Here is a 24265-nt window from a genome sequence, read left to right as displayed (position 1 = left end):
CAACCATTGCGAGCAACCGCGAGTTCCGGCGTCATGTCGGGCTCGCGGTTTTTTTGGCACGCAATTCAGCGAAGAACCTTTTTCGCGACGCAGGCAGCGAACTGCCATGCAATCGGTCAAGCATCAGCCCACCGCCGCAGCAGATTGTGATAGACCCCGGTCAACCCGACCACGTCGGCATCCTTCTGTCCCATCGCCTGCGCAACATGCTGGATGCGCGTATCGAGTTCGAACAGCAAGGCGCGTTGTCCATCGTCGCGCACCATGCTCTGGATCCAGAAGAACGATGACACGCGCGCGCCGCGCGTGACCGGCGTGACGTGGTGCAGGCTCGTGGCCGGATACAGCACCATGTGTCCCGCCGGCAGTTTGACGCGATGCTGGCCGTAGGTGTCTTCCACCACCAGTTCGCCACCGTCGTAGTCTTCCGGTTCCGTCAGGAACAGCGTCGCCGACAGGTCGCTGCGTATGCGAAAGCCGGTACCGCGCAAGTAGCGGATGGCGTTGTCGACATGGTTGTCGAACGCGTGGCCGCCTTCGTAGCGGTTGAACAAGGGCGGAAACACCTTCAGCGGCAGCGCCGCGGCGAAGAACGTCGCGTTGGCACCCAGCGCATCCTGGATCAGGTCGCCCACTTGCCGCGCAACCGGCGAGCCCTCCGGCAATTGCATATTGCGCTTGGCGAGCGCCGACTGGTGTCCGGACGTTGCATTGCCATCGGTCCATTCCGCGGCATCCATCAGTTGCCGGCATTGCGCCACCTGGGCCTTGGACAGGACGTCCGGAATCTGCAGCATCATGTTGAACCTACCTTCGGGATCGGGGATCGTGAACGGATCAGAGCGCCGATTGTAGGCAAAAACGCCCATCAACACAAACGAGAATCATTCTCTATTTAGCAAGGTCAAGGACCTCGTGATGGCAGGTCGCCAGCCGCGTGGCGCAGGCCGCATCATGCCGGTCCTCGCCTCGTGGGCTTCCTTCCCACAGGGCATTCACATCACGCAGTGATGAAATCCGCGGACGAAGTTCGCCAGGAACTGCCGGTGCGTCGCACTAGCATGCGGCAAGTCGTGCGCCGGCCGCACCGCGTGCCAGCCATCAATGTGAAAGCGAACCACGGGCGAAGCGCCTCAAGACGCCCGCTCGAACGGTGGCTCGGGATGCAGCGCGGTCGAGTCCTGGGAGCAGTTCTGATGCGCCGTCTGCGATCGAGGAAATTGTCCGGTCGAATTCGACCGGACCTTCGGGCCTAGACTGCCGCCATCGGCCGGAACGGCTCGTTGGCGGGATCGGGAAATGCCAGGGACAGCGGGGCCTGCACACCCTCCACGCCGCGCTCGTCCTCATCCAGGAACTGCGCCACCGTATTGGCGACCAGCCGGCGGTCGTTGTCGATACTGAGCATGTGATAGCTCTCTTCCACAACCAGTAGCCGCGAAGCATGGATTTGCCGGTTGAGGAAGTAGGCTGAACGCAGGCTGGTCAGCTCGTCTTCGCGTGCATGGATAATCAGCGCCGGCCGCGCCACGTGCCGGACGCGCTTGCGCACGTAGCGGCTCAGGCGATCCAGTTCGCGAATGCAGGCAAGCGGTGTCCATGAATAGTGGAAGGTATCGCCCCGCAGGAAGCGAGCCTTGATCGCCGCGCGCAACACGCCGTTCTTGACGCCAAACGGCTCGGATTCCTTCACGCGAAAATTGTCGCGCACCTTGGGGACGTGATAAGCCAGATGCCGCAGTTCGCGATACCAGGGCAGCGACCAGCCATCCAGGAACACCGGCGTCGCCAGTGCAACGACCCTTCCGCGCTTCTCGCCGACCAGCTGGCTCAGCGCCAGCGCCAGCAAGGCGCCCATGCACATACCAACGATGTGAACGGTATCGTGCCTGGCACGCAGGTCGAGATACTGAAGGGATACCGCTTCGAGCCAGTGCTCGAAACGCACACCGACCAAGTCTTCGGGACGCGTGCCATGTCCGGGCAGTACGGCGTACTTCGTTTCGTACCCTTCCCCCCTCAGTGTCTTCTCCACGAGCCGCAACTCATGTTCGGTCCCACCGAGGCCGTGGATCAAAAGGGCCGCCGCTGTCTTGCGTGAACCCGTAGCATCGCCACCCAACAACTTTCCGTCCACTGTTCTCTTCACTTTCATTCGGGTACTGCGCCGCGGCGCTGTGCAGCGCTTTCGCCACCTAGCTCGTAATTGTTTGTAAACGAAACAAATCCTCATCTCGTTGACATTCGGAGGCTAATAGTCTGGCACGCAAGCGTCGCCTTTCACATCAGGATTTCCCCGTCACTCCCACCAATGAAGACCATTTGCGACAGCAAAATGGAGGTTGAATCACGCGGCGAAGGGAGTCGTGGCACACCGCCCATCGTCAGAAATAATCGTCAGCCCCTGCGAAAAAATCATTTCCTTTCGAATTTCGCCCCTCATCCGCGGGATGCGCCGGGACTCATCGGGGCAAGACTCGGGATGCGACTCTTCGGAAGAGGACTTAGGCGGGGCTGAGCGGCACCGCGTGGCTGGCACGCCGCCGCAGGCCAGACAGATTTCGAAACAAATTGCGTGGGACTTCGCGTCATCGGACGAAGCCGCGGTCCCGTTAGTCGGCACAAGCGGGATCAGACCGGGACCGGCTGGCGGCCCACTCCCGACGTACAAGGTATTTGACCATGAAGAAGTTCCTGACCATCGGCCTGCTGGCCGGACTTTCAGCCCTTGCATCGGCCAGCGCGCAAGCCCACGTTGACGTCGGCATCGGCATCGGGCTCCCCGGGCCGGTCTTTGTCGCCCCACCGGTCTATGCGGCGCCTGTCTACGCGCCGCCACCGCCCGTGGTCGTCCAGCCGCAGCCGGTCGTTGTTGCCCCGGGTTACTACGGCGGCTGGCGCGACCGCGAGTGGCGTGAGCACGAATGGCGCGAGCAGCGTTGGCGCGAGCACGAATGGCGTGAGCGTCACCGGGAATGGCACCACTGGCGCGAGGACGACTGAACGTCCTCCATGCGCCCCGGAAGGGCGCCTCAGGCCGCCTCCACAGGGCGGGATCCGTCGGCAGGCACGCCGCCATCGTGCTCCTACGCCGCGGTCTTCACCTGAGCCTCGAGTTCGGCAATCTTCTTGCGCAGGGCACGTTCTTCCTGGAAGCGCACGGTCTCGTCACGGATGACAGCGACGATGCCCGATATCTTTCCGTCGGCTCCATGCAGCAGCGCCACGGTGAAAGCGATCGACATGGCCTTGCCGTTCTTGTCGACGGCCGGCACTTTCAGCAGATCGTGCCCGTAGCGCGTGATGCCGGTGGCCATGGTCTTGTCATAGCCCTCCCAGTGCCGGCCGCGCAGCCGTTCCGGAATGATCAGGTCCAGCGACTGGCCCATGGCTTCAGCCTGCGTGAAGCCGAACATGCGTTCCGCCGCCGGGTTCCAGAGCGTGATGGCGCCGTTGGCGTCGGAGATAACGATGGCATCGCCAATGGCGGACACCAGTTGTTCGTGGTCGATGCTGGCTTGCATGGGGATCCCCTCTTTGCCGGTCATTGCGGCAGGGTGTATGGATTGACGGCACTACGGCGGCTGACGCGACACAGTTTGGCACAGCTGCGCGTTGCAGTAAAAAACGCCGGAGACCGCTTGCGCGGCACTCCGGCGTTCAGTCCCGTTCAGGCATCGGCAAACCGGCTCAGATCACCTGGCTTTCGCGCAGGCGCTTGATGTCTTCCGCGCCGTAACCGAGGCCTGCCAGCACTTCTTCGCTGTGCTCGCCCAGCAGCGGCGAACCCGTGATTTCCGGCTTGAGATCCGAGAACTTGATGGGACTGCCCACGGTCAGGTAGGTACCGCGCTCCTTGTGCTGCACTTCAGTGATCGACCCGCTGGCGCGCAGCGACGGATCTTCGGCGATTTCCTTCATCGACAGGACCGGCGAGCAAGGGATGTCGAACTTGCGCAGGATATCCACTGCTTCGTACTTGGTCTTGTCCGCGAGCCAGTCTTCGATGGTCTTGAAGATATCGAAGATATGCGGCTGGCGCGCCTTGGCCGTGGCGTAGTTGGGATCGCTGATCCATTCCGGCTTGCCCAGCGCCTTGCAGATCGGCTCCCAGGCATGGCCCTGGATGGTGAAGTAGATATACGCGTTGGGGTCGTTCTCCCAGCCCTTGCACTTCAGCACCCAGCCCGGCTGGCCACCACCGCCGGCGTTGCCGCCGCGGGGCACCACGTCGCTGAACTCGCCATGCGGGTACTGGGGATACTCTTCCAGGAAGCCCAGGCGATCCAGGCGCTGCTGGTCGCGCAGCTTCACGCGGCACAGGTTCAGCACGGCGTCCTGCATCGACACGGCCACCTTCTGGCCCTTGCCGGACTGCTGGCGGCCGATGATGGCGGTCAGGATGCCGATGGCGAGGTGCATGCCGGTGTTCGAATCGCCCAGCGCGGCGGCCGACACGGTCGGGGGGCCGTCCCAGAAGCCGGTGGTCGACGCGGCACCGCCGGCGCACTGCGCCACGTTCTCGTAGACCTTCAGGTCTTCATAGTGGTGGCCGTCGCTGAAGCCCTTGACCGACGCCACGATCATCTTCGGGTTCAGTTCGTTGATGCGTTCCCACGAGAAGCCCATGCGATCGAGCGCGCCCGGGCCGAAGTTCTCGACCAGCACGTCCGATTCGCGGATCAGCTGTTCCAGGATCTTCTTGCCGTCGGGCTTCTTGGTATCCAGCGTGAGCGAACGCTTGTTGCTGTTAAGCATGGTGAAGTAGAGCGCGTCGACATCCGGGATGTCGCGCAGCTGCGTGCGCGTGACATCGCCCGAACCGGGGCGCTCCACCTTGATCACGTCCGCGCCGAACCACGCGAGCAGCTGCGTGCAGGCGGGACCGGCCTGGACGTGCGTGAAGTCGATGATCTTGATACCTTTGAGTGGGAGGCTCATTTTCGTTCTCCTATTGGATAAGAAGGATGAAATTCGGGTGGATTCGGGTGGATTACTTCTTCGCCGAGCTTTGCGGATTCAGATTGGTCAGGCGGCCGCTTTCGGTGCCTGCCGACGGGTCGATGACGGCGTTGACCAGCGTGGGCTTGCCCGAGCGCAGGGCTTCGTTCACCGCGGCTTCGAGTTCCGCCGTCGTGGTGACGTTGGCGCCGACACCGCCGAATGCTTCCATCATCTTGTCGTAGCGCGCGCCCGGGACGAACGTGGTGACGGCCGGATCCGCGCCGCCGGTCGGGTTCTTGTCGATGCCCTTGTAGATGCCGTTGTTGTTGAAGATGACGATGCAGACCGGCAGGTTGTAGCGGCAGATCGTCTCGACTTCCATGCCGGAGAAACCGAACGCGCTGTCGCCGCACAGGGCCAGCACCGGCTTCCTGGTTTCGACCGCCGCTGCGACCGCGTAGCCCATGCCCACGCCCATCACGCCCCAGGTGCCGACGTCCAGGCGCTTGCGCGGCTCGTACATGTCGATCACGGCACGGGCGTAGTCCAGCGTGTTGGCGCCTTCGTTGACGAACGAGATGCTCGGATTGGCCTTGATGACGTCCTTCAGCACGCGCAGCGCGGTGTGGAAGTTCATCGGCGAGACTTCCTTGTTCAGCATCTCGCCCATCTTCGCCAGGTTCTTGTCCTTGCGCTCGTACACGGCATTCAGCCATTCCGCAGGCGGCTTGGCGAAGTCATTGCCGACCTTGCCGAGGATGGCGGAGACGCACGAACCGATGTCACCCACCACCGGCGCGGCGATGGCGACGTTGCTGTCCATCTCGGTCGGCGAGATGTCGATCTGGATGAACTGCTTCGGACCGCCCCAGGTCTTGCCCTTGCCGTGCGCCAGCAGCCAGTTCAGGCGGGCGCCCACGAGCAGCACCACGTCGGCTTCAGCCAGTACATACGAGCGTGCCGCCGAGGCCGATTGCGGGTGCGTGTCGGGCAGCAGGCCCTTGGCCATCGACATCGGCAGGTACGGAATGCCGGTCTTCTCGACCAGCGCGCGGATATCTTCGTCGGCGCGGGCATAGGCGGCGCCCTTGCCCAGCAGGATCAGCGGACGCTTTGCGCCCTTCAGCAGCGCGACAGCGCGGTCAACCGAGTCCGGTGCCGGCAGTTGGCGCGGGGCCGGATCCACGACCTTGATCAGCGACTTCTTGCCCTTCTCGGCGTCGAGCGACTGGCCCAGCAGCTTGGCGGGCAGGTCGAGGTAGACACCGCCCGGACGGCCCGAGACCGCGGCACGAATGGCGCGGGCGATACCGACACCAATGTCTTCGGCGTGCAGCACGCGGAAGGCTGCCTTGGCGTGCGGACGCGCGATGGCCAGCTGGTCCATCTCTTCGTAGTCACCCTGCTGCAGATCGACGATCTCGCGCTCGCTCGAGCCGCTGATCAGGATCATCGGGAAGCAGTTGGTGGTGGCGTGCGCCAGCGCCGTCAGGCCGTTCAGGAAGCCAGGGGCCGACACGGTCAGGCAAACGCCCGGCTTTTGCGAGATAAAGCCGGCAATCGCTGCGGCGTTGCCTGCGTTCTGCTCGTGGCGGAAGCTGATGACGCGCATGCCATTGGCCTGCGCCAGACGCGCCAGATCGGTGACCGGAATGCCGGGCAGGCCGTAGATGTTTTCGATGCCGTTCAGCTTGAGCGCGTCGATGACCAGATGAAAACCATCGGTTTGTGCCTGATGTTCTTCCGTGGCGTGACGCTGCAGCTCATTTCCGACTTCTGCCATGGTTGCTTCCTTCTATACAAATTGACTGGGGTTGGAATTCTTTTATTTCAGGGTGTCTCGCGAGGTGGTGATCCCGTACCGCTTCGCTTCGCCTTCTGACATACCTGGTCTCCTCGTTGGACGCGTCTTGGTGGTGCGTGGGGCCTGTCCCCTTGCCTCAACCCCGCCGGTCCGTTCAACCGTCTTGATGACATACGGTATGTGATATATCAGCGAACGGCAAGCTATTTTCCTACTCTGCGATCAACTTTCGTCGGTGCACCGCAGCAATCCTGATTCCATCTACACCTAAATCAGCAAAACTCCTGGATCCGTGCCATTCATTCGCCATTTGCACAGATGCCGGTTCTTAATTCGCGTGCCGACAGAATGGCGCGTTATATCGATTAGATATATTACATACCACGTTTTCAGGCGCTTTAAGGCCTTCTGAAAAGCCTTGCAACGTCCTCAACGGCTCATGCCTGCCCTGCTCCAGGCGCTTGCGCCTGATGGCCTGGCGCAAGCGCCTGGCCTCCTGGAAACATCAATGCCTCGCGACAGGTACGGTCATGCCCGGATCAATCACCGCCGCGCCTGGCCGATGCGCTCGCCAGGAAGGACATGTCCGACACCGGCATGCGCGCTTCCGAATGGCCCGTGATAAACCGCTTGCGCATCGGCGCCAGCAACAGCTTTGCCGACAGGCCTGCCGCGATGGTCACCACCGCTGCAACCGTGAATACGGCATCCCAGCCACCGCGCGCCGACAGCACCGAGGCAAGCGGCACCAGCATCGCCGCCGTGCCCTTCGCCGTGTACAAGGTGCCCGCATTGGCTGCAGCGAACTTGCTGCCGAACGTATCCGCGCACAGCGCCGGGAAGATCGAGAAGATCTCGCCCCAGAACAGGAACGTCAGTGCCGCGAAGAACATGAACGCATAGGGATTCTGGCCAAACTGCATGAGCCCGAGCAGCGCCAGGCCCTCGCCGATGAAGATCACGAACATCGTGTTCTCGCGGCCGAAGCGGTCCGACAGGAAGCCGCACAGCGGACGCGTGAAGCCGTTGCACAGGTTGTCGATCGACAGCGTCATCGTCAGCAGCGGCAGCGTCATGCCCAGCATCGTGATCGGCATCGAGGCAAAGCCGTAATCCTTCGCAATCGGGCCCAGTTGCGCCGTGGCCATGATGCCGCCGGCGGCCACCGCGACGAAGCAGATATAGATCAGCCAGAACACGGGCGTCTTCATCATCTGCCCCGGCGTGAATTCCACCGGGTTGGTCAGCACGGCCTTCGCCGCCACCGCACCCTTCGGCGCTTTCGGCTTCACCAGCAGCAGCGCCAGCGCGAAGATCGCCACGCCCTGCAGGATGCCGAAGAACAGGAAGGCTTTCTCGTATCCCGCGCTATGGATCATGTTGGCGATCGGAATCACCGTGATCGCCGCGCCTGCGCCAAACCCTGCGGCCGTCAGGCCCGCCGCCAGGCCGCGCTTGTCCGGGAACCACTTCAGCGCATTGCCGACGCAGGTGCCATATACGCCACCGGCGCCAATGCCAGCGATCACCGCGGCCGCGTACAACTCCGGCAGCGTCGTCGCATACGCATTCATCACCCATGCCAGGCCGGCGCAGAGCGCGCCACCGGCCACCACCGGACGCGGGCCGAACTTGTCCACCAGCCAGCCTTCCAGCGGCACCAGCCAGGTTTCGGTCACGATAAATATGGAAAACGCCACCTGGATTGCGGACGTGCCCCAGTGATGCTTGGCGTCCATCGGTGACACAAAGAGAGTCCAGCCATACTGCAGGTTTGCCACCAAACCCATGCAAACCACGCCTACGGCCAGCTGGAACCAACGGTTCTGCAGGCCACGTCCCTCACCGGACGCGACTACCGCTTCTTGATGCGCCATCTACCTGTCTCCTGGTGCTTTTTCTGCGTCCTCGTCGGGACCGCTTGGGGTCTCCTAACTTCGGAGCCCTTGTTCACAACTGGATCGGCGCCTGACATTGCGGCACGTAAATCTGGAATTGATGCTACCTGATGCTTAATTTCGTCAGGCTTAAACTTTTTTATCGTATGTATTTACGATCGTTTATATATTGCGGATTTCGCATCAATTTCATGCCAGGCCGCCACATGACTGCGCTTTGATACATAAGCGATTGTCATCAACGGCGGCCGGCGACGCGCGAAATCAGGCCGGAACCTCCTCGAGCTGGCGCAGCAGCGCGTCCACGCTGCCCTTGGCATCGCCAAACCACATCCGCGTGTTCTCTTTATAAAACAAGGGGTTGTCCACGCCCGCGTAGCCCGCGGCCATGCTGCGCTTGGAGACAACCACGGTCCGCGCCTTCCAGACTTCGAGCACCGGCATGCCGGCGATCGGGCTGGCGGGGTCTTCGAGCGCCCCCGGGTTAACGATATCGTTGGCGCCGACCACCAGGACGACATCGGCGTGCTCGAAGTCCTCGTTGATCTCCTCCATTTCGAGCACGATGTCATAGGGCACGCGCGCCTCCGCCAGCAGCACGTTCATGTGCCCCGGGAGACGGCCGGCCACGGGATGGATGCCGAAGCGCACATTGACACCCTGCGCCTTGAGCCGCCGCGCGATCTCGCTGATGGTGCCCTGCGCCTGCGCCACCGCCATACCGTAGCCGGGAACGATGATGACCTCGTTCGCGTCCTTCAGCAGTGCGCCGACTTCGTCGCTGGAGACCGGCAGCACTTCGCCCTGCTCCGTCGCCGTGCCCTTGGCCTGCGTCGCGCCGAACCCGCCCAGGATCACCGACAGGAACTTGCGGTTCATGGCCTTGCACATGATGTAGCTGAGGATTGCGCCGCTCGACCCCACCAGCGCACCGGTGATGATGAGCAAGTCATTGCCGAGCATGAAGCCGGTCGCCGCAGCGGCCCAGCCCGAATAGCTGTTCAGCATCGACACCACCACCGGCATGTCGGCCCCGCCGATCGCCGCGACCAGGTGCGCGCCCACCAGCAGCGCGATCACCGTCATCACGCCCAGCGGCACCAGCCCGTCCTGCGCAGACCCCGCGTTGATGAACTGGTAGCCCAGCACCACGCATGCGGCGAGCGCCACCGCATTGAGCATGTGGCGGCCCGGCAGCAGCGTCGGCTTGCCGCCAAGCGTGCCGCGCAGCTTGAGGAAGGCGATCACCGAGCCCGTGAAGGTCACCGCGCCGATCAGGATGCCGAGGTAGGTCTCCACTTCGTGGATCACTTTCTCGGCGCCCGTGAGCGCATGCGAATCGAGGTAGTTGGCGTAGCCCACCAGCACCGCCGCCAGCCCCACGAAGCTGTGCAGCACCGCCACCAGCTCGGGCATCTGCGTCATCTCGACGCGACGGGCCAGCACCGCGCCGGCGCCCGCCCCGAGCACCATCGCGCCGATGATGATGGGCACCCCGTCGGGGCTGCCCGCCAGCACCGTGGTCAGGATGGCGATGGCCATGCCGGCGATGCCCAGCAGGTTGCCGCGCCTGGCGGTGGTTGGATGGCTCAGCCCGCCCAGGCTGAGGATGAAGAGCGCGCTCGCGCCCAGGTAAGCAATATTGCTGATTCCCGAAGGCATGTCTGTCTCCTCAGTCGCGCTGGAACATCTTCAGCATGCGCTGCGTCACAAGGAAGCCGCCCGCGATGTTGATGGTGGCGATCAGCACCGCCGCGCCGGCGATGATGGCGGTGGCGAGCGTCGGCTTGCCGAGTTGCACCAGCGCACCGACCACGATGATCCCGCTGATCGCATTGGTCACGCTCATCAGCGGCGTATGCAGGGCCGCGGTCACGTTCCACACGACCTGGTAGCCGACGAAGATCGCCAGCACGAACACCGTGAAGTGCGCCATGAAAGCCGGCGGCGCCACCGCGCCAAGCCCGAACAGCGCAATCACGGCGATGGCCAGTGCGATCAGCGTCGTGCCGGTGCGGCTCGGCGGCTCGGCGGGTTCCGCCGGTGCGGGTACTTCCGCCGCGGGCGCCGGTGGCGGCAAGGTCTTCAGCGGGGGGGGCGGCCACGTTACGTCGCCCTGGTGCAGCACGGTGGCGCCACGGATCATCTCGTCATCCATGTCGACCACGAGCTGGCCGTCCTTGCCCGGCGTCAGTTCCGTCAGCAGGTGCCGGATATTGGTGGCGTAGAGCTGGCTCGACTGCGCCGCCATGCGGCTGGGCAGGTCGGTGTAGCCGACGATCGTTACGCCCTGGTGCGTCACCGACTCCCCGGGCACGGTCAGCACGCAATTGCCGCCCTGCTCGGCGGCCAGGTCCACCACCACGCTGCCGGGACGCATCAGCGCCACCGTGTCGGCTTCGAGCAGGCGCGGTGCGGGCTTGCCGGGGATCAGCGCGGTGGTGATGATGATGTCCACCTCGCGCGCCTGTTCGGCGAACAGCTTCATCTCGGCCTCGATGAACGCGGGGCTCATCTCCTTGGCATAGCCGCCGCCGCCGTTGCCGTCTTCCTCGATTTCCACGGTCAGGAACTCGGCGCCGAGGCTTTCGATCTGCTGGCGCACCACCGGCCGCGTGTCGAACGCGCGCACCACGGCACCCAGGCTACGCGCCGCGCCGATGGCGGCCAGGCCGGCCACGCCGGCGCCAATCACCAGCACGCGGGCGGGCGGAATCTTGCCCGCTGCCGTAATCTGCCCCGCGAAGGGGCGCCCGAATGCATGCGCGGCCTCGATCACCGCGCGATAGCCCGCCATATTGGCCATCGAGCTGAGCGCGTCCAGCTTCTGCGCGCGAGAGATGCGCGGCACGCAGTCCATCGCGAGCACCGTGGCGCCGCGTTGCGACAGCCGTTCGAGCAGCGTCATCTGCTGCGCGGGCCAGACGAAGCTGATAAGCGTGGCGTGCTTCTTGAGCAGTGCCGCTTCTTCCACGCCCAGGCCCGGATGCACCTGGGGCGGGCGCACCTTGATCATGACATCGACCGATGCCCACAGGCTGGCGGCATCCACGATGGCCGCGCCGGCGGCCCGGTAGGCATCGTCCGAAAACGACGCCTGCTGGCCGGCGCCGGATTCCACTGCCACCTCATAACCGAGCTTGGTCAGTTCCCTGACCGAATCGGGCGTCGCGGCAACGCGCCGCTCCCCGGGATGGACCTCCCGGGGGACACCAATTGTCATTGGCATGGCTTTCCCTTTGATTGTTGGGCGCTGTTGGGCAATTACCCGCGCACGTGATTCACCAGCGAGCCGATGCCTTCGATGCTCACCTCGACCACCGCGCCGTCCTTCATCGAACCCACGCCCAGCGACGTGCCGACGGCGATCACATCGCCCGGCATCAGCGTCAGGTCCTGCGAGATGCGGCTGACCTGCTCCTCGGGCGAGAAAATCATGTCCGAGAGCGGGTAGTTCTGCCGCTCCACGCCATCGAGCCGCGTCTTCACGCTGGCGGCGCGCCAGTTGAAGCCGGGCACGATGGCCGGGCCGATACAGCCGAAGGTGTCGAAGCCCTTGGCACGCGTCCACTGCGGGAAATTGGGATCGGCGGCGATCAGTTCGGCGGCGGTCACGTCATTGACCACGGTGTAGCCGAAGATGTGTGACGCCGCCTCGGCCACCGACACATTGCGCGCCTTCTTGCCGATCACGATGCCAAGCTCGCCCTCGTAGACGATCTTGCCGTCATAGCTGCGCGGGCGCTCCACGGCATCGCCGGGGCCAGCCAGCGAAGTGCCCGGCTTGATCAGGAACAGCGGGTGCGTCGGCACGGGTTTTTCCAGCTTGCGCGCCAGCGCGTGGAAGTTGTTCCACAGCGCCACGACCTTGCCCGGCTCACAGGGCGCGAACAGGTGCAGTTCGCCAAGCTTGTGGATGGCGCCGGTGGGTTGAGGGTCGGCATAACCGGGGCCATCGTATTCAATGACGCGGTCGCTATCGGCACCTTCGGTGCGGCCGTAGCCGACACTGCCGTCTGCACGGCGGAAACGAATCCAGGATTGCACAGCACGAACTCCTCCGGCGGGCACGCGTCAGGCATGCCCGCTCGGTGTGGGAAACAGAGGGAGAGAGGGACTGTCGGGCGCTCAGACGGCGCCGGCCAGCTTCATCGCAGCGATCTGGGCCGGCGTGCGGCCCAGCCACTCCAGGATTTCCTCGGTGTGCTCGCCCAGCAGCGGCGCGCGCTCCACCTTCACCGGCGAGTCGGACAGCGCGATCGGCGAGCCCAGCTGCACGTACTTGCCGCGCGTCGGGTGCTCAAGCTCCACCAGGTAGCCGCGCTCGTACATCGACCGGTCCTCGATCAGGTCCTTCATCGACAGGATCGGGCCGCACGGCACATCGACCTCGTTGAGCGCATTCATCACTTCGAACTTGGTCAGGCCGGAGGTCCACTGCTCGATGATGCCGAAGCACTGCCCCAGCTTCTTCAGGCGGACTTCCGGCGAGGCGAACTCCGGGTCGGTGATCAGGTCCTCGCGGCCGCACAGGCGCATCAGCGGCTCCCAGCCCTGCGGCTGGATGATGACGTAGACGTAGTCGTTGGGGCCACCCGGCGAGCAGCGCAGCGCGGCGCCCGGCTGGCCACCGCCCGATGCATTGCCCGCGCGCGGCACGTGATCGTCGAACTGTTCGTTGGGGTACTCGCGCAGCGGGCCGGCATCGAGCCGTTGCTGGTCGCGCAGCTTCACGCGGCACAGGTTCAGCACGGCGTCCTGCATGGCGACTTCCACGCGCTGGCCGCGCCCGGAGTGCTCGCGCTGCAGCAGCGCGGCCAGGATGCCGACCACGCAGTGCACGCCGGTGCCCGAATCGCCGATCTGGGCGCCGGTGACCGTCGGCACGCCGGCGGCGTCGCCGGTGGTAGAGGCCGAACCGCCCATGCATTGCGCCACGTTCTCATACGCCTTGCAGTCCTGGTACGGACCGGGGCCGAAGCCCTTGATCGACGCATAGATCAGGCGCGGGTTCAGGTCCTGCAGGTGGTCCCAGTCGAAGCCCGCGCGCGCCAGCACGCCGGGACCGAAATTCTCGATCAGCACGTCGCTGCGCTGGACCAGGTCTTCGAGCAACGCCTTGCCTTCAGCCGTCTTCATGTTCAGCGTCAGGCTGCGCTTGTTGCTGTTGAGCATGGTGAAGTACAGGCTGTCGGCGTTCGGCACGTCGCGCAGCTGGCTGCGCGTGATGTCACCCCGGCCCGGCATTTCCACCTTGATCACGTCGGCCCCCATCCACGCCATCAGCTGCGTGGCCGATGGGCCGGCCTGGACGTGCGTCATGTCCAGGATCCGGATGCCCTCCAGTGCTTTTCGTTCCATGGCGATGTCTCCTCTGCTTTGTTTAACTTGTGCCAGTCATTTCGACCGTCTTGATGACATACGGTATGTGATATATCAGAAGACGGCAAGTAGTTTTCCTGTCAGTTAGCGAAATTTCGTCGCTGCAGTGCATCAAAAGCCCGTGCCGGGGGTGCCTTCGCTCCGGCGCTAGACCTTGTCAGGCCTGAGCTCGCAGGCGCTAGCAGGGATCGGGGCGCAGAAAGCGATCGATCATTGCGCAGATGTTGCGCCGAATACACTGATATATCACATACCACGATGCGGCGCGAACGGCGAAGCCGGAATGCGAAAACGGCGGACAATGTCCGCCGTTCAGGTGCCGCTTTCCGCCCCTCTTGCGCAGGCTCAGTCCAGGAAATCGCAGTGCTTCTCGACGTAGTCGGCCAGGTCCAGCGAGTGCTGCCGCACCAGCCGCTCGGCCAGCTCGGTATCGCGCTTCTCCAGTGCCTCGATGATGCGCAGGTGATCGACGATCGAGCGCGCGGCCCGGTCGCTCTGCGAGATGGTCATTTTCCGGATGGCCCGCACATGGATAAAGATATTGCGGATCGTGTCCATGATGATCTGCGACTTCGACAGCTGCACGATCGCCTGGTGGAACACAATATTGGCGTCCGAGTACTCTTCGATATGCTCGGCCGGCGTTGAATCGCGGAAGCTGTCGAACATGCGCCGCAACTGGGCGATCTCGGCGTCGGTGGCATTCAGCGTGGCAAGACGCGCAGCCATGCTTTCCAGCGCCGCCCACATCTGGATCATCTCGACGATCTCGCGCTTGGTCTTGCGCATGATGTAGATGCCGCGCCGGGGCACGGTGCGCAGGAAGCCTTCCTGCTCGAGCAGCGTCATGGCCTCGCGAATCGGCGTGCGGCTCACGCCCATGGCCTCGCTCAGTACCCGCTCGTCCAGCCGGATCTCATCGCGCGACTGATAGATATCCGCGTCGGCAATGGCCTGGCGCAGCATGGCGTAGGCCTGGTCGCGCAGGCTGGCGCCGGCGTTGATGGGTTGCACGGACAGGGCCAGTGCGGGCGGCTGGACAATCGGTTGGCTTTGCGCAGACATGAATAAGCTCGTGTGAGACCGGTGGCGCGGCAGCCACAATGGCAGCCCGCCGCATTCCTGCACAGCTTAGCAAAATCGCCTGGAGTCATTCCCGAATCGCATCAAACCCCCGATGGGGTTCGATGGCGGCGTCCGCGCGGTGCCCGGTTTGTCGTATATGGTATATCACAATGACCATCCCTTCCCGACGGCGAAGCCAAGAAAACGTGACTTTCTTCGCCGATGGCACGACGGAAAGCGCCGCCCGGACCGTGCAAGGCATGGACCGGGCGGCGTCGACGTGGTGGCCCGATCAGGCCGCCAGTCGCGCCATCTCGTCGCGCTGTTTGATCAAGCCGAGAACGGCGTCGCACATCGGCGTGGGATGTTCGACCAGCCGGCCCATCTCCTGCACCACCGTAAGCAGCGGATCGATTTCCATCGCCCGGCCCGCTTCCAGGTCCTGCAGCATCGACGTCTTGTGCGCCCCCACGGCGCCCGCGCCGTTGATGCGCCGTTCCACGTCGACGCGGAACTTCACGCCAAAGGACTCGGCAATGCTCTGGGCCTCCAGCATCATCTGGCGGGACAGCGCACGCGTGGCGGGATTCGCGGTGATCACGTCGAGCGTCGCATGGGTCAGCGCGCTGATCGGGTTGAAGCACAGGTTGCCCCACAGCTTGAGCCAGATCTCGTCGCGAATGTTGTCGCGCACCGGGGCATCCAGGTCGGCGGCCATCATCATCTGGCTGAGTCGCGTCACGCGCTCGGACTGGCTGCCGTCCGGCTCGCCCAGCGGAAATTTCTTGCCATACACGTGCTTGATCACGCCGGGCTCGATGATTTCAGCGGCGGGATAGACCACGCAGCCGATCGCGCGTTCGGGTCCGAAACCGCGCCATTGCCGGCCGCCGGGGTCCACGCTTTCCAGCGTCGAGCCGGCGAGCTTGCCGCCATGCTTGTAGAAGTACCAGTACGGAATGCCATTGACGCCGGTGACGATCGCCGTCTGCGGGCCCAGCAGCGGCTGGATCAGATCCACCACGCCGGGCACCGAATGCGCCTTGAGGGTGATGAACACATAATCCTGAGGCCCGAGTTCGCGCGGGTCGCTGGTGCAGTTCACCTTGGCCACCCGCTCCTCGCCGTCAATCAGCAGGCGCACGCCGTTGGCCTGCATGGCGGCCAGGTGCGGGCCGCGCGCAACGAAACTGACTTCCGCCCCGGCGCGCGCCAGCTGAGCGCCGACATAGCCACCGATGGCCCCTGCCCCATAGATGCACACTTTCATTGCCTGTCTCCTTGATGGCTCGATAGTATTCATTGATATATCACATACTATATTCCACAAAGGCAGACGACAACCTTAATCTTCAACTTCCGGATTTCCGCCGCCACAAGCGCTTGCTACCATGTCGGCGACACTGCGCTTGCGGGCCAGCGGCAAGGGCCCTCCTACACTCGATCGGAGCTCACATGGAATCGTCCCTCGCATTGCTGCAGGATCCCGCCGCCTGGGCTGCGCTGGCCACGCTGGTTGCGATGGAGATCGTGCTGGGCATCGACAACCTGATCTTCATCTCCATCCTCACCAACAAGCTGCCGGAAGCCATGCGGGAGAAGGCGCGGCGCGTTGGCATTGGCCTGGCGCTGATCCTGCGCCTGGCACTGCTGGCGACGATTGCCGTGATCGTTACGCTGACCGAGCCGATCTTCACCGTGCTGGGGCGCGGCATTTCCTGGCGCGGCCTGATCCTGATCGCCGGCGGCGCGTTTCTCGTCTGGAAGGCCACGCGTGAAATCCACCATCACGTCGCGGGCGAGCCCGAGGGCGGCGACGACACCGGCAAGGCCAGCGCGACCCAGAGCTTCGCCAGCGCCATCGGGCAGATCCTGGTGCTGGACCTGGTGTTCTCGATCGACAGCATCATCACCGCCGTCGGCATGACCGAACACGTCGAGATCATGTTCATCGCGGTAATCGCCGCCGTCACGGCGATGTTATTCGCCGCCACGCCGCTGGCGAACTTCATCAACCGCAATCCGACCATCGTGATGCTGGCGCTGGCGTTCCTGATAATGATCGGCATGACGCTGATCGCCGAAGGCCTCGGCACCCATGTGCCCAAGGGTTATATCTATACAGCGATGGCGTTCTCGGCCGCCGTGGAGGGGCTGAACATGATCTCGCGGAAACGGCGGGCGCAGCGCAGGGTCCGCGCCGGCGAGTGACTGGGTCGCCCTCTCGCTGTAACAGTCGGTGTCCGAACTTTCGCCGGACCGGGGCGTCTCTTACAGTTCTGCACTGACGCAAGATGAAAAAAGGACGCTGACGCCACATGATGAATCGCCGCACCCTGCTGGTTTCCGCCACCGCTTCCGCTGCCCTGGCCGCACTGGGCATCACTCCGTCGGCGTTGGCCGCCAGCGGGATCAAGCTGGGCGACCCTCGCCCGTTCAGCTTCGACGCCCTCATCGACCAGGCCCGCGCGCTGGCCGGCAAGCCCTACGCGGCGCCGCCCGCCCCGCCGCCCGAGGTGCTCGACCGGATCGACTACGACGCCCACGGCAAGATCCGCTTCCGTCCGGAGAATGCGCTGTTCGCCGACGGCCCCGGCCAGTTCCCGGTGACGTTCTTCCACCTGGGCACCTACTTCCGCACGCCGGTCCGCATGCATGTGATCGACCGCGGCCGCGAGGGCAAGGGCAATGCGCGCGAAATCGTCTACGAAGAAAGCTACTTCGACATGCCCGCCGACAGCCCCGCGCACAAGCTGCCGCGCGGCAGCGGCTTTGCCGGCTTCCGCTTCCAGGAAAGCCGCCTGGGCGACCAGAAAGCGAGGGACTGGAAAAAGAACGACTGGGTCGCCTTCCTGGGCGCGTCGTATTTCCGGGCGATCGGCGAGCTGTACCAGTACGGCCTGTCCGCGCGCGGCATCGCCATCGACGTGGCCGAGGCGGGCAAGGCCGAGGAATTCCCGAACTTCACCCATTTCTATTTCGAGACGCCCGAAGGCAAGGGCGACACCGTGACGGTCTACGCCTTGCTCGACGGACCGAGCATCGCTGGCGCCTACCGCTTCGTCATGCAGCGCGGCAAGGCCGTGGTGATGGACGTGGAATGCGCGCTGTTCCTGCGCAAGGACGTGGCGCGTCTCGGCCTGGCACCGCTCACCTCGATGTACTGGTTCTCCGAGACCATGAAAGGCACCGCGGTCGACTGGCGCCCCGAAGTCCATGATTCGGACGGCCTGGCGCTCTGGAACGGCGCCGGCGAGCACATCTGGCGCCCGCTCAACAACCCGCCGCAGACCATGGCTTCGGCGTTCGCCGACGACAACCCGCGCGGCTTCGGCCTGCTGCAGCGCGACCGCCAGTTCGATCACTACCAGGACGGCGTCAACTACGAACGCCGGCCCAGCCTGTGGGTCGAGCCGCGCGACGGCTGGGGCGCCGGGGCGGTGCAGCTGGTCGAACTGCGCACCGACGACGAGATCCACGACAACATCGTGGCCATGTGGGTGCCCAAGGCTGCGGCGCGCGCCGGCAATACCTACCGCCTGCGCTACCGCCTGCACTGGCTCGCCGACGAACCCTTCCCGAGCCCGCTCGCGCGCTGCGTGGCCACGCGCATGGGCAACGGCGGCCAGCCCGGGCAGCCGCGCCCGCAGGGCGTGCGCAAGTTCATGGTGGAGTTCAGGGGCGCCCCGCTGGAAAAGCTGCCGTTCGGCGTCAAGCCGGAAGCGGTACTGAGCGCATCGCGCGGCAAGTTCTCCTATGTCTTCACGGAAGCGGTGCCGAATGGCGTGGCGGGCCACTGGCGTGCGCAGTTCGACCTGGCGGCCGACGGCAAGGAGCCGGTCGACCTGCGGCTGTTCCTGCGGCTCGGCGGCAAGCCCCTGTCCGAAACCTGGCTATATCAGTACCACCCGTTCCAGTCGCCGACGGGTTACGGTGCCTGACTCGCCTTCGCGACGGCGGTCGCGCGGAAGGCGGCAAGCAAGGCCCCGCCCGCGGTGCACACTATTGCGTCGCAGTGATGTCAGCGGCTTGCGAGCGGGTATGATGACCGCTTACACGGGTCCATCAGCCAGCTTCACATGATCTCCACCGAATTTTCCGGCGGCGCCGATGCCGGCCAGGCTTCGTCGCTGCCGCGTTCCGAGCGCGCCTACCAGCAATTGCGTGCGGCCATCCAGGCCGGACAGCTGTCCCCGGGTACGCGCCTGCGCGAGGTGGAACTGGCCGAATCGCTGGGCCTCTCGCGCACGCCGGTACGCGAAGCGCTGTCGCGGCTGGAATCCGAAGGTCTGGTCGTCAACGAGCCCAATCGCGGCATGATGGTCACGCAGCTCGACGCCAGCATGGTCAGCGAGCTCTATGTCATGCGCGAAGTGCTGGAAGGCACCGCCGCCGCGCTGGCCGCCCGCCACGCCACGGACGTCGAGATCTCGCTGCTGCGCGATATTGTCGAGCGCGACCTGTCGATGGCCGACGACCCCGACCGCCTGGCCGGCAACAACCGGCTGTTCCACGAAACCCTGCATCGCTGCGCGCACAACCGCTACCTGCTCAAGACGCTGCGCTCGCTGCACGAATCGATGGCGCTGCTTGGCCGCACCACGCTCGCGGTGCCGGGACGGGCCCGCGTTTCCTACGAAGAACACCTGGCGCTGGTCGAAGCCTTGGAAAAGCGCGACCCCGCGCTCGCCGAGCAGATCACGCGCCGCCATATCCAGCAGGCGTACAAGGTACGCCTGTCACTCTGGATCGAAGAGCAATCGTCCTCGCTCTGACCGGATCGGCGCGGCTCAGGCCGCCGCTTCGGCACGGGAGGCGCGCAGGCTGCCGACACCCAGCACAGCCAGCGCAGACAGGATCAGCGCGATTGCACCGAACGTCTGCGGGGCAATCTGTTCCCCGCCCAGCCAGGCACCGACGGCCAGTGCCACGGGCGGATTGACGTAGACATAGCTGGTCGCCAGCGTCTGGCTCACGTTCGTGACCAGGTACATGTAGGCGGAAAACGCCACCAGCGAGCCCATCACCACCAGATAGCCCCAGGCCCACCACGCCTGCGCGCTGACCGACGCCGGCCAGGGCTCCTGCCTCAGCACCGACAGGGTCATCAGGATTACCCCGCCGATCAGCATCTCCGCGGCGAAGGCGGCCGCCCCTTCCGGCAGTTCCAGCCGGCGCGCTACCTGCGAGCCGAACGACCAGCTGGCCACGGCCAGCAGCAGCGCCACCACGCCCGTGGCACTGACGCGGAATTCCGCGCCCCCGGTCAGGACGAGGATGCCAGCGCTGCCGATGACAATCGCCAGCCCCTCATACCAGCGCGGCCGCGTTCCGAAGCACGCGCTCCAGAACAGTCCGAAGATGGGCATCGACCCGATCATGACGGTGGTGGCCCCGGATGAAATCGTCTGTTCGGCAACGGCGGTCAGGCCCATGCCGCCCACCAGCAGGAAGATCGCCGGCAGCGCACAGTTACGAAGTTGGCGCCAGGCGGGCATCGGCGTACGCCGCCATGCCAGCCATGCGGTCAGCAAAAGGCCCGCGCACAGGAAGCGCGAGGCGGTCATCAGAAACGGCGGAAAGCTCTCCAGCGTGAAGCGGATCGCAAGATAGGTCGTGCCCCAGACCACGTAGGTGATCAGCAGGCAGCACAGGACGAGCGGGGGCATGGTGTCCGGAAGAACCGCGAAGAAGGCTTGAAAGATAGCCTGACGCCACGCTGGCGCCAAACGAAAAGGTCTGGCAAGGGTTGTGAGTCTGTCTCATAAAACAGCCGTTAAGCCAAAGCGCCACATGCCGGAGAGCTTTCACATCACACGTTGCTTTTCTCGCATACGTACTTTTACGTAATGCTGCAACGCGACAATTCCTTTGCTACAATCAGGGAAAACCCCATGAGGGTAATCCCTGTAAGGAAGGACGCCATGAACACCCAATCCGATATCAAGCTGACCGATCAACTGGAACGCGACCTGATCGAGCGCGAACTGGGCTCCCGTGGCCTGGGCATTTCGAACGACGTGAAGCGCGCCATTGCCTTTGTGCAAACCGTGCTGACCCGTCTGCAGACGCAAGCCCGCAAGGCCAAGGTAAGCTACGCCAACGGTTGAGCCAAGCGCTCCCGGAAGTACCGGTCTCGTCAGCGAGGCCAAATGAAGCCGGCAAGTGCGGCCCGCAGGGGTAGCAACGCCGGCTTTTTCATTCATTGGGACCCTCCCTATGGTGATGCGCGGCTTGCCCTCGATGCCAGGCGGTCCCGCCGGCATCGAGGATGGCCAATCCTCAGAAAATCTGACGAATGCCAACCGCCACGCCCACCATGCTGCGCTGCCCCGGGGTGGGGAAGTAGCCGGTGGCAAAGCCGGTATTCGACGTATCGAAATTCAGCCCCGCGTTGCGCGCGTACGCGGTCGTCAGGTAGACGTCGGTCCGCTTCGAGAACGCGTAGTCGGCAACGAACGCCACTTCCCACGGGCTGGCCGGGGTAGTGGCCGCGGCCGTCTGCACCAGTCGCACCGATTTCAGGTTCCAGTAGTAATAGCCCAGCTGGAGGCCGAGTGCCGATGTCAGCTGATAGTTCGCGCCCGCCCACCAGAAATCGTCGCGCGACAGCGTCGAACCGTCGGCGAACTGCGTGGAGCCCCAGCGATAGCCGCCCATCACGCTGGCGTTGCCGACGTTGTAGCGCAGTGCGCCAGCGAGCTTGCGCTGCTTGCCCGCGCTGCCTGCGGCAATGGCCGGATGCCATTCGTCATAGGCCAGTGCGGCGCCAAACCCATTCGAGAAATAGGAAACCCCGGCACCAAAGCCGGTGTTGTCGCGGCCGTGGCCGGGCACTTCGCCGGCACCGGCGCCGGCCAGCGGCGTCATGCCGGTCAGCCCGACACCCGTGCCAAAGGAATAGTGGGCCATGGCGGTCAGGCCGCCGAAGGAGCCGGAATACTTGACCGTGTTGTCCGAGCGGTTGTCCAGGCCCGTCAGGGCCCCCACTGGCTCGTAAAGGCTTGCATAACGCAGCGGCGCGAAGTTGGCCATGGTTTCGAACAGCGGCGTGTACTGCCGGCCGAGCATGACCTGGCCGGCGTCGGATTGCAGGCCGACGTAGGCCTGTCGTCCGAACAGGCGTCCGCCGTTGCCCGACATGCCGGTATCCACCCCGAAACCACTCTCCAGCACGAAGATGGCCCGCTTGCCGCCGCCCAGGTCTTCGGTCCCGCGCAGGCCCCAGCGCGGGCCGGCGAGTCCGCCGATTGATCCCATGGCAAACCGGCTCCCGCCTTGCTGGTAGGTGACCTGGCCGTTGTTGAGCGTCGGCGCGCTGCTGCCCATCTTGCTCACATATTCGATCGGGGCATCCAGTACGCCGTACAGGATGACGTTGCTTTGCGCGAGCGCCGGCGTGCTGAACAACGCCGATCCGGCAAGGGCTGCGCCGCAGGCCACGGTGATGCAGGTCCTTTTCAGGCTTGAACTCATGATTTCGGATTTCCTCTTTGTGGTTTTATTCGGCCCGCCGCATCCGGCGTCTGGCCCGCATGCACGTCACGGGCAACAGACGCGCGTGTCCGCGCCCGGGACGCGTGCCGCGCGGGCGTTGGGGTGATGCCCGGTTTCGTCGTGAATCGTGGAAGGCGCGAAACGGGCAAGCCGCCGCGCCCTCCCCCGTGCTAGCCGGCCACGAGCTTGGCGCGCACCAGCGCGCTCGCGCCGGTCAGCTCGCCAAGCGGCCGTTCCGCCGTGATCAGGGGCAGCCCCTGCTGCTCCATGCGCTGGAGCTTCATCGCCTGCTCGCATTGGGCCAGTGCCTGCGCGCGCGGCATGAACACAATGCCGCCCTCGTCGGCGATCACCAGGTCCCCCGGCGACACGACCGCGCCGCCACAGCTCACGGGCACGTTCATGGCGCCGCCGATGCCCTGAAGGCGCGTCGTGATGCTGCTGAAGCCGCGTGCCCAGACCGGCAGCGACAGGTCGCGGATTTCCGCGGGGTCCGCGCAGGGACCGTCAACGATCACGGCAGCGACACCGGCCTTGGCGATGGCATAGGCAACGCCTCCGCCCAGGCAGGCGTGCCGGTTGTCACCGAGCCGGTCGATGACCAGGACGTCACCCGGCCGCAACATGCCCACGGCGTGATGCAGCAGCGTGGAATCCGCCGCGGGCAAGGCCAGGGTCACGGCAGGGCCGGCAATGCGCATGCGTCCAAAGAGCGGTCGGATTCCCGCGTCGGGAAAGCCCAGCAGCCGGAAGTGGCCGATGGTGGCGGGCTCGGCTTCCATCGCGGCGCGATGGATCTCCGGAGGCAGCGCCTCCGGCATGGGTCGAATGTCGAACATGGGTAGGCTCCGCTCGGCGCTCAGAGAACGCGGTGCTGGCGCAGCGGCATGCGCGCGCGGATCTGCGTGAGATAGTCGCGGTCGAAGCCTGCCGAGGCATGGCCTTCGGTGTTCGACACCTGGGCCACGATCTGCCCCCACGGGTCGATGATCATCGAATGACCGAAGTTCTTGTACTTGCCCTCGCCGAACGTGCCCACCTGGCCCGGCGCGACAAAGTAGGTCTGCGTTTCGATGGCGCGCGCGCGCAGCAGCACTTCCCAGTGGGCCGCGCCGGTTTCGAAGGTGAAGGCCGACGGCGCTACGATGATGTCGGCGTCGCGTTCCACCAGCGCCCGATAAAGCTCGGGGAAGCGCATGTCATAGCAGATCGAGAAGCCGATCTTGACGCCTTCCACGTCCACGCAGACGATCTCGTCGCCACGTCCGACCAGCTTCGATTCCTTGAGTTCGGTGCCATCCGCGAACACCACATCGAAGCGATGGATCTTGCGGTACTTCGCCAGCAGGCTGCCGTCGCGGCCGAACATGAGCGAGCAGTTGAAGACGTCGTCGCCGGCACGTTCCATCATGCTGCCAATATGGAGAATGATGTTGTGCTGGCGGGCCGCTTCGCTGAAGGAGCGGTAAGCCTCGCCGTCAGGAAACGCTTCGGCGGAGTCGCGCATCTCCTTGGGCGACGCGCTGATGCAGGCCACCATTTCCGGCAGCACCACGAAGTCGGGGGAATCGGCTTGCATGGCTCGCTCGATCAGGCCGAGCGCCTTTTTGATGTTCTTCGGCTTGCTATTGCCGGCGTTCAACTGGATGACTGAGATCTTCATGACTGGGTTTCG

21 protein-coding genes are annotated in these 24265 nt (G+C 64.6%); 5 read left to right on the top strand and 16 right to left on the bottom strand.

Features of this window, described 5'->3' with window-relative positions; genetic code table 11:
* Positions 1 to 116 precede the first annotated feature (116 nt).
* A complete protein-coding gene (locus tag AC3FKG_RS12715; protein WP_483713869.1) occupies positions 117 to 800 on the bottom strand; it encodes a Fe2+-dependent dioxygenase in 684 nt (227 codons plus the stop codon).
* Between the two features lie 452 nt (positions 801 to 1252).
* Positions 1253 to 2155 (bottom strand): alpha/beta hydrolase, encoded by a 903-nt coding sequence (locus AC3FKG_RS12710; RefSeq protein ID WP_488743246.1) that lies wholly within the window; start codon positions 2153 to 2155, stop codon positions 1253 to 1255.
* A gap of 527 nt (positions 2156 to 2682) precedes the next feature.
* On the opposite strand from AC3FKG_RS12710, the gene AC3FKG_RS12705 reads away from it, so the two are divergent.
* Positions 2683 to 3003, top strand: a complete 321-nt coding sequence (locus tag AC3FKG_RS12705) for a hypothetical protein (RefSeq protein WP_483713867.1) — start codon at positions 2683 to 2685, stop codon at positions 3001 to 3003.
* 83 nt (positions 3004 to 3086) lie between these two features.
* Here AC3FKG_RS12705 and AC3FKG_RS12700 read toward each other — a convergent pair whose 3' ends face one another.
* From AC3FKG_RS12700 to AC3FKG_RS12655, 10 genes are all read right to left on the bottom strand, one after another.
* Complete coding sequence (locus AC3FKG_RS12700; RefSeq protein ID WP_483713866.1) at positions 3087 to 3524, bottom strand: PAS domain-containing protein; 438 nt, start codon at positions 3522 to 3524, stop codon at positions 3087 to 3089.
* A gap of 166 nt (positions 3525 to 3690) precedes the next feature.
* Positions 3691 to 4941, bottom strand: a complete 1251-nt coding sequence (frc, locus tag AC3FKG_RS12695) for a formyl-CoA transferase (protein WP_488743245.1) — start codon at positions 4939 to 4941, stop codon at positions 3691 to 3693.
* Positions 4942 to 4993: 52 nt separating this feature from the next.
* Complete coding sequence (gene oxc / locus AC3FKG_RS12690) at positions 4994 to 6727, bottom strand: oxalyl-CoA decarboxylase (RefSeq protein ID WP_483713864.1); 1734 nt, start codon at positions 6725 to 6727, stop codon at positions 4994 to 4996.
* A 560-nt stretch (positions 6728 to 7287) separates the two neighbouring features.
* Positions 7288 to 8625: an oxalate/formate MFS antiporter gene (gene oxlT / locus AC3FKG_RS12685; RefSeq protein WP_488743244.1), complete on the bottom strand. Its 1338-nt coding sequence runs from the start codon at positions 8623 to 8625 to the stop codon at positions 7288 to 7290.
* 285 nt (positions 8626 to 8910) lie between these two features.
* Positions 8911 to 10308, bottom strand: coding sequence for a Re/Si-specific NAD(P)(+) transhydrogenase subunit beta (gene pntB / locus AC3FKG_RS12680; protein WP_483713862.1), 1398 nt, complete (start codon positions 10306 to 10308; stop codon positions 8911 to 8913).
* Between the two features lie 10 nt (positions 10309 to 10318).
* On the bottom strand, positions 10319 to 11875 hold the full coding sequence (locus AC3FKG_RS12675) for a Re/Si-specific NAD(P)(+) transhydrogenase subunit alpha (RefSeq protein ID WP_483713861.1): 1557 nt from the start codon (positions 11873 to 11875) through the stop codon (positions 10319 to 10321).
* 35 nt (positions 11876 to 11910) lie between these two features.
* The gene (locus AC3FKG_RS12670; RefSeq protein WP_483713860.1) at positions 11911 to 12693 is read right to left on the bottom strand and encodes a fumarylacetoacetate hydrolase family protein; all 783 of its coding nucleotides are present in this window, start codon (positions 12691 to 12693) and stop codon (positions 11911 to 11913) included.
* 81 nt (positions 12694 to 12774) lie between these two features.
* Positions 12775 to 14007 (bottom strand): formyl-CoA transferase, encoded by a 1233-nt coding sequence (gene frc / locus AC3FKG_RS12665; protein WP_483713859.1) that lies wholly within the window; start codon positions 14005 to 14007, stop codon positions 12775 to 12777.
* 366 nt (positions 14008 to 14373) lie between these two features.
* The gene (locus tag AC3FKG_RS12660) at positions 14374 to 15093 is read right to left on the bottom strand and encodes a GntR family transcriptional regulator (protein WP_483713858.1); all 720 of its coding nucleotides are present in this window, start codon (positions 15091 to 15093) and stop codon (positions 14374 to 14376) included.
* Positions 15094 to 15385: 292 nt separating this feature from the next.
* Complete coding sequence (locus AC3FKG_RS12655; RefSeq protein WP_483713857.1) at positions 15386 to 16363, bottom strand: 2-dehydropantoate 2-reductase; 978 nt, start codon at positions 16361 to 16363, stop codon at positions 15386 to 15388.
* A gap of 185 nt (positions 16364 to 16548) precedes the next feature.
* On the opposite strand from AC3FKG_RS12655, the gene AC3FKG_RS12650 reads away from it, so the two are divergent.
* The 3 genes from AC3FKG_RS12650 to AC3FKG_RS12640 all read left to right on the top strand — a co-directional run bounded on the left by AC3FKG_RS12650 (position 16549) and on the right by AC3FKG_RS12640 (position 19868).
* Positions 16549 to 17304 (top strand): TerC family protein, encoded by a 756-nt coding sequence (locus AC3FKG_RS12650; protein ID WP_483713856.1) that lies wholly within the window; start codon positions 16549 to 16551, stop codon positions 17302 to 17304.
* Between the two features lie 107 nt (positions 17305 to 17411).
* Positions 17412 to 19034 (top strand): OpgD/OpgG family glucan biosynthesis protein, encoded by a 1623-nt coding sequence (locus tag AC3FKG_RS12645; protein WP_483713855.1) that lies wholly within the window; start codon positions 17412 to 17414, stop codon positions 19032 to 19034.
* A 138-nt stretch (positions 19035 to 19172) separates the two neighbouring features.
* Entirely contained in the window at positions 19173 to 19868 is a 696-nt protein-coding gene (locus AC3FKG_RS12640; RefSeq protein WP_483713854.1) for a GntR family transcriptional regulator, read from the top strand.
* Between the two features lie 15 nt (positions 19869 to 19883).
* On the opposite strand, the gene yedA is transcribed toward AC3FKG_RS12640, so the two are convergent.
* Entirely contained in the window at positions 19884 to 20762 is an 879-nt protein-coding gene (gene yedA / locus AC3FKG_RS12635) for a drug/metabolite exporter YedA (RefSeq protein ID WP_488743243.1), read from the bottom strand.
* 255 nt (positions 20763 to 21017) lie between these two features.
* On the opposite strand from yedA, the gene AC3FKG_RS12630 reads away from it, so the two are divergent.
* The gene (locus tag AC3FKG_RS12630) at positions 21018 to 21203 is read left to right on the top strand and encodes a hypothetical protein (protein WP_483713851.1); all 186 of its coding nucleotides are present in this window, start codon (positions 21018 to 21020) and stop codon (positions 21201 to 21203) included.
* A gap of 172 nt (positions 21204 to 21375) precedes the next feature.
* On the opposite strand, the gene AC3FKG_RS12625 is transcribed toward AC3FKG_RS12630, so the two are convergent.
* The 3 genes from AC3FKG_RS12625 to AC3FKG_RS12615 all read right to left on the bottom strand — a co-directional run bounded on the left by AC3FKG_RS12625 (position 21376) and on the right by AC3FKG_RS12615 (position 24253).
* Entirely contained in the window at positions 21376 to 22569 is a 1194-nt protein-coding gene (locus tag AC3FKG_RS12625; RefSeq protein WP_488743242.1) for a porin, read from the bottom strand.
* Positions 22570 to 22760: 191 nt separating this feature from the next.
* Positions 22761 to 23429, bottom strand: a complete 669-nt coding sequence (locus tag AC3FKG_RS12620) for an RraA family protein (RefSeq protein WP_483713848.1) — start codon at positions 23427 to 23429, stop codon at positions 22761 to 22763.
* Positions 23430 to 23449: 20 nt separating this feature from the next.
* Positions 23450 to 24253, bottom strand: a complete 804-nt coding sequence (locus tag AC3FKG_RS12615) for a carbon-nitrogen hydrolase family protein (protein WP_488743241.1) — start codon at positions 24251 to 24253, stop codon at positions 23450 to 23452.
* Between the last annotated feature and the right edge of the window lie 12 nt (positions 24254 to 24265).

Source organism: Cupriavidus sp. 22TCCZM04-2 (assembly GCF_057798895.1).
This window is presented reverse-complemented; position numbering and strand designations above follow the sequence as displayed.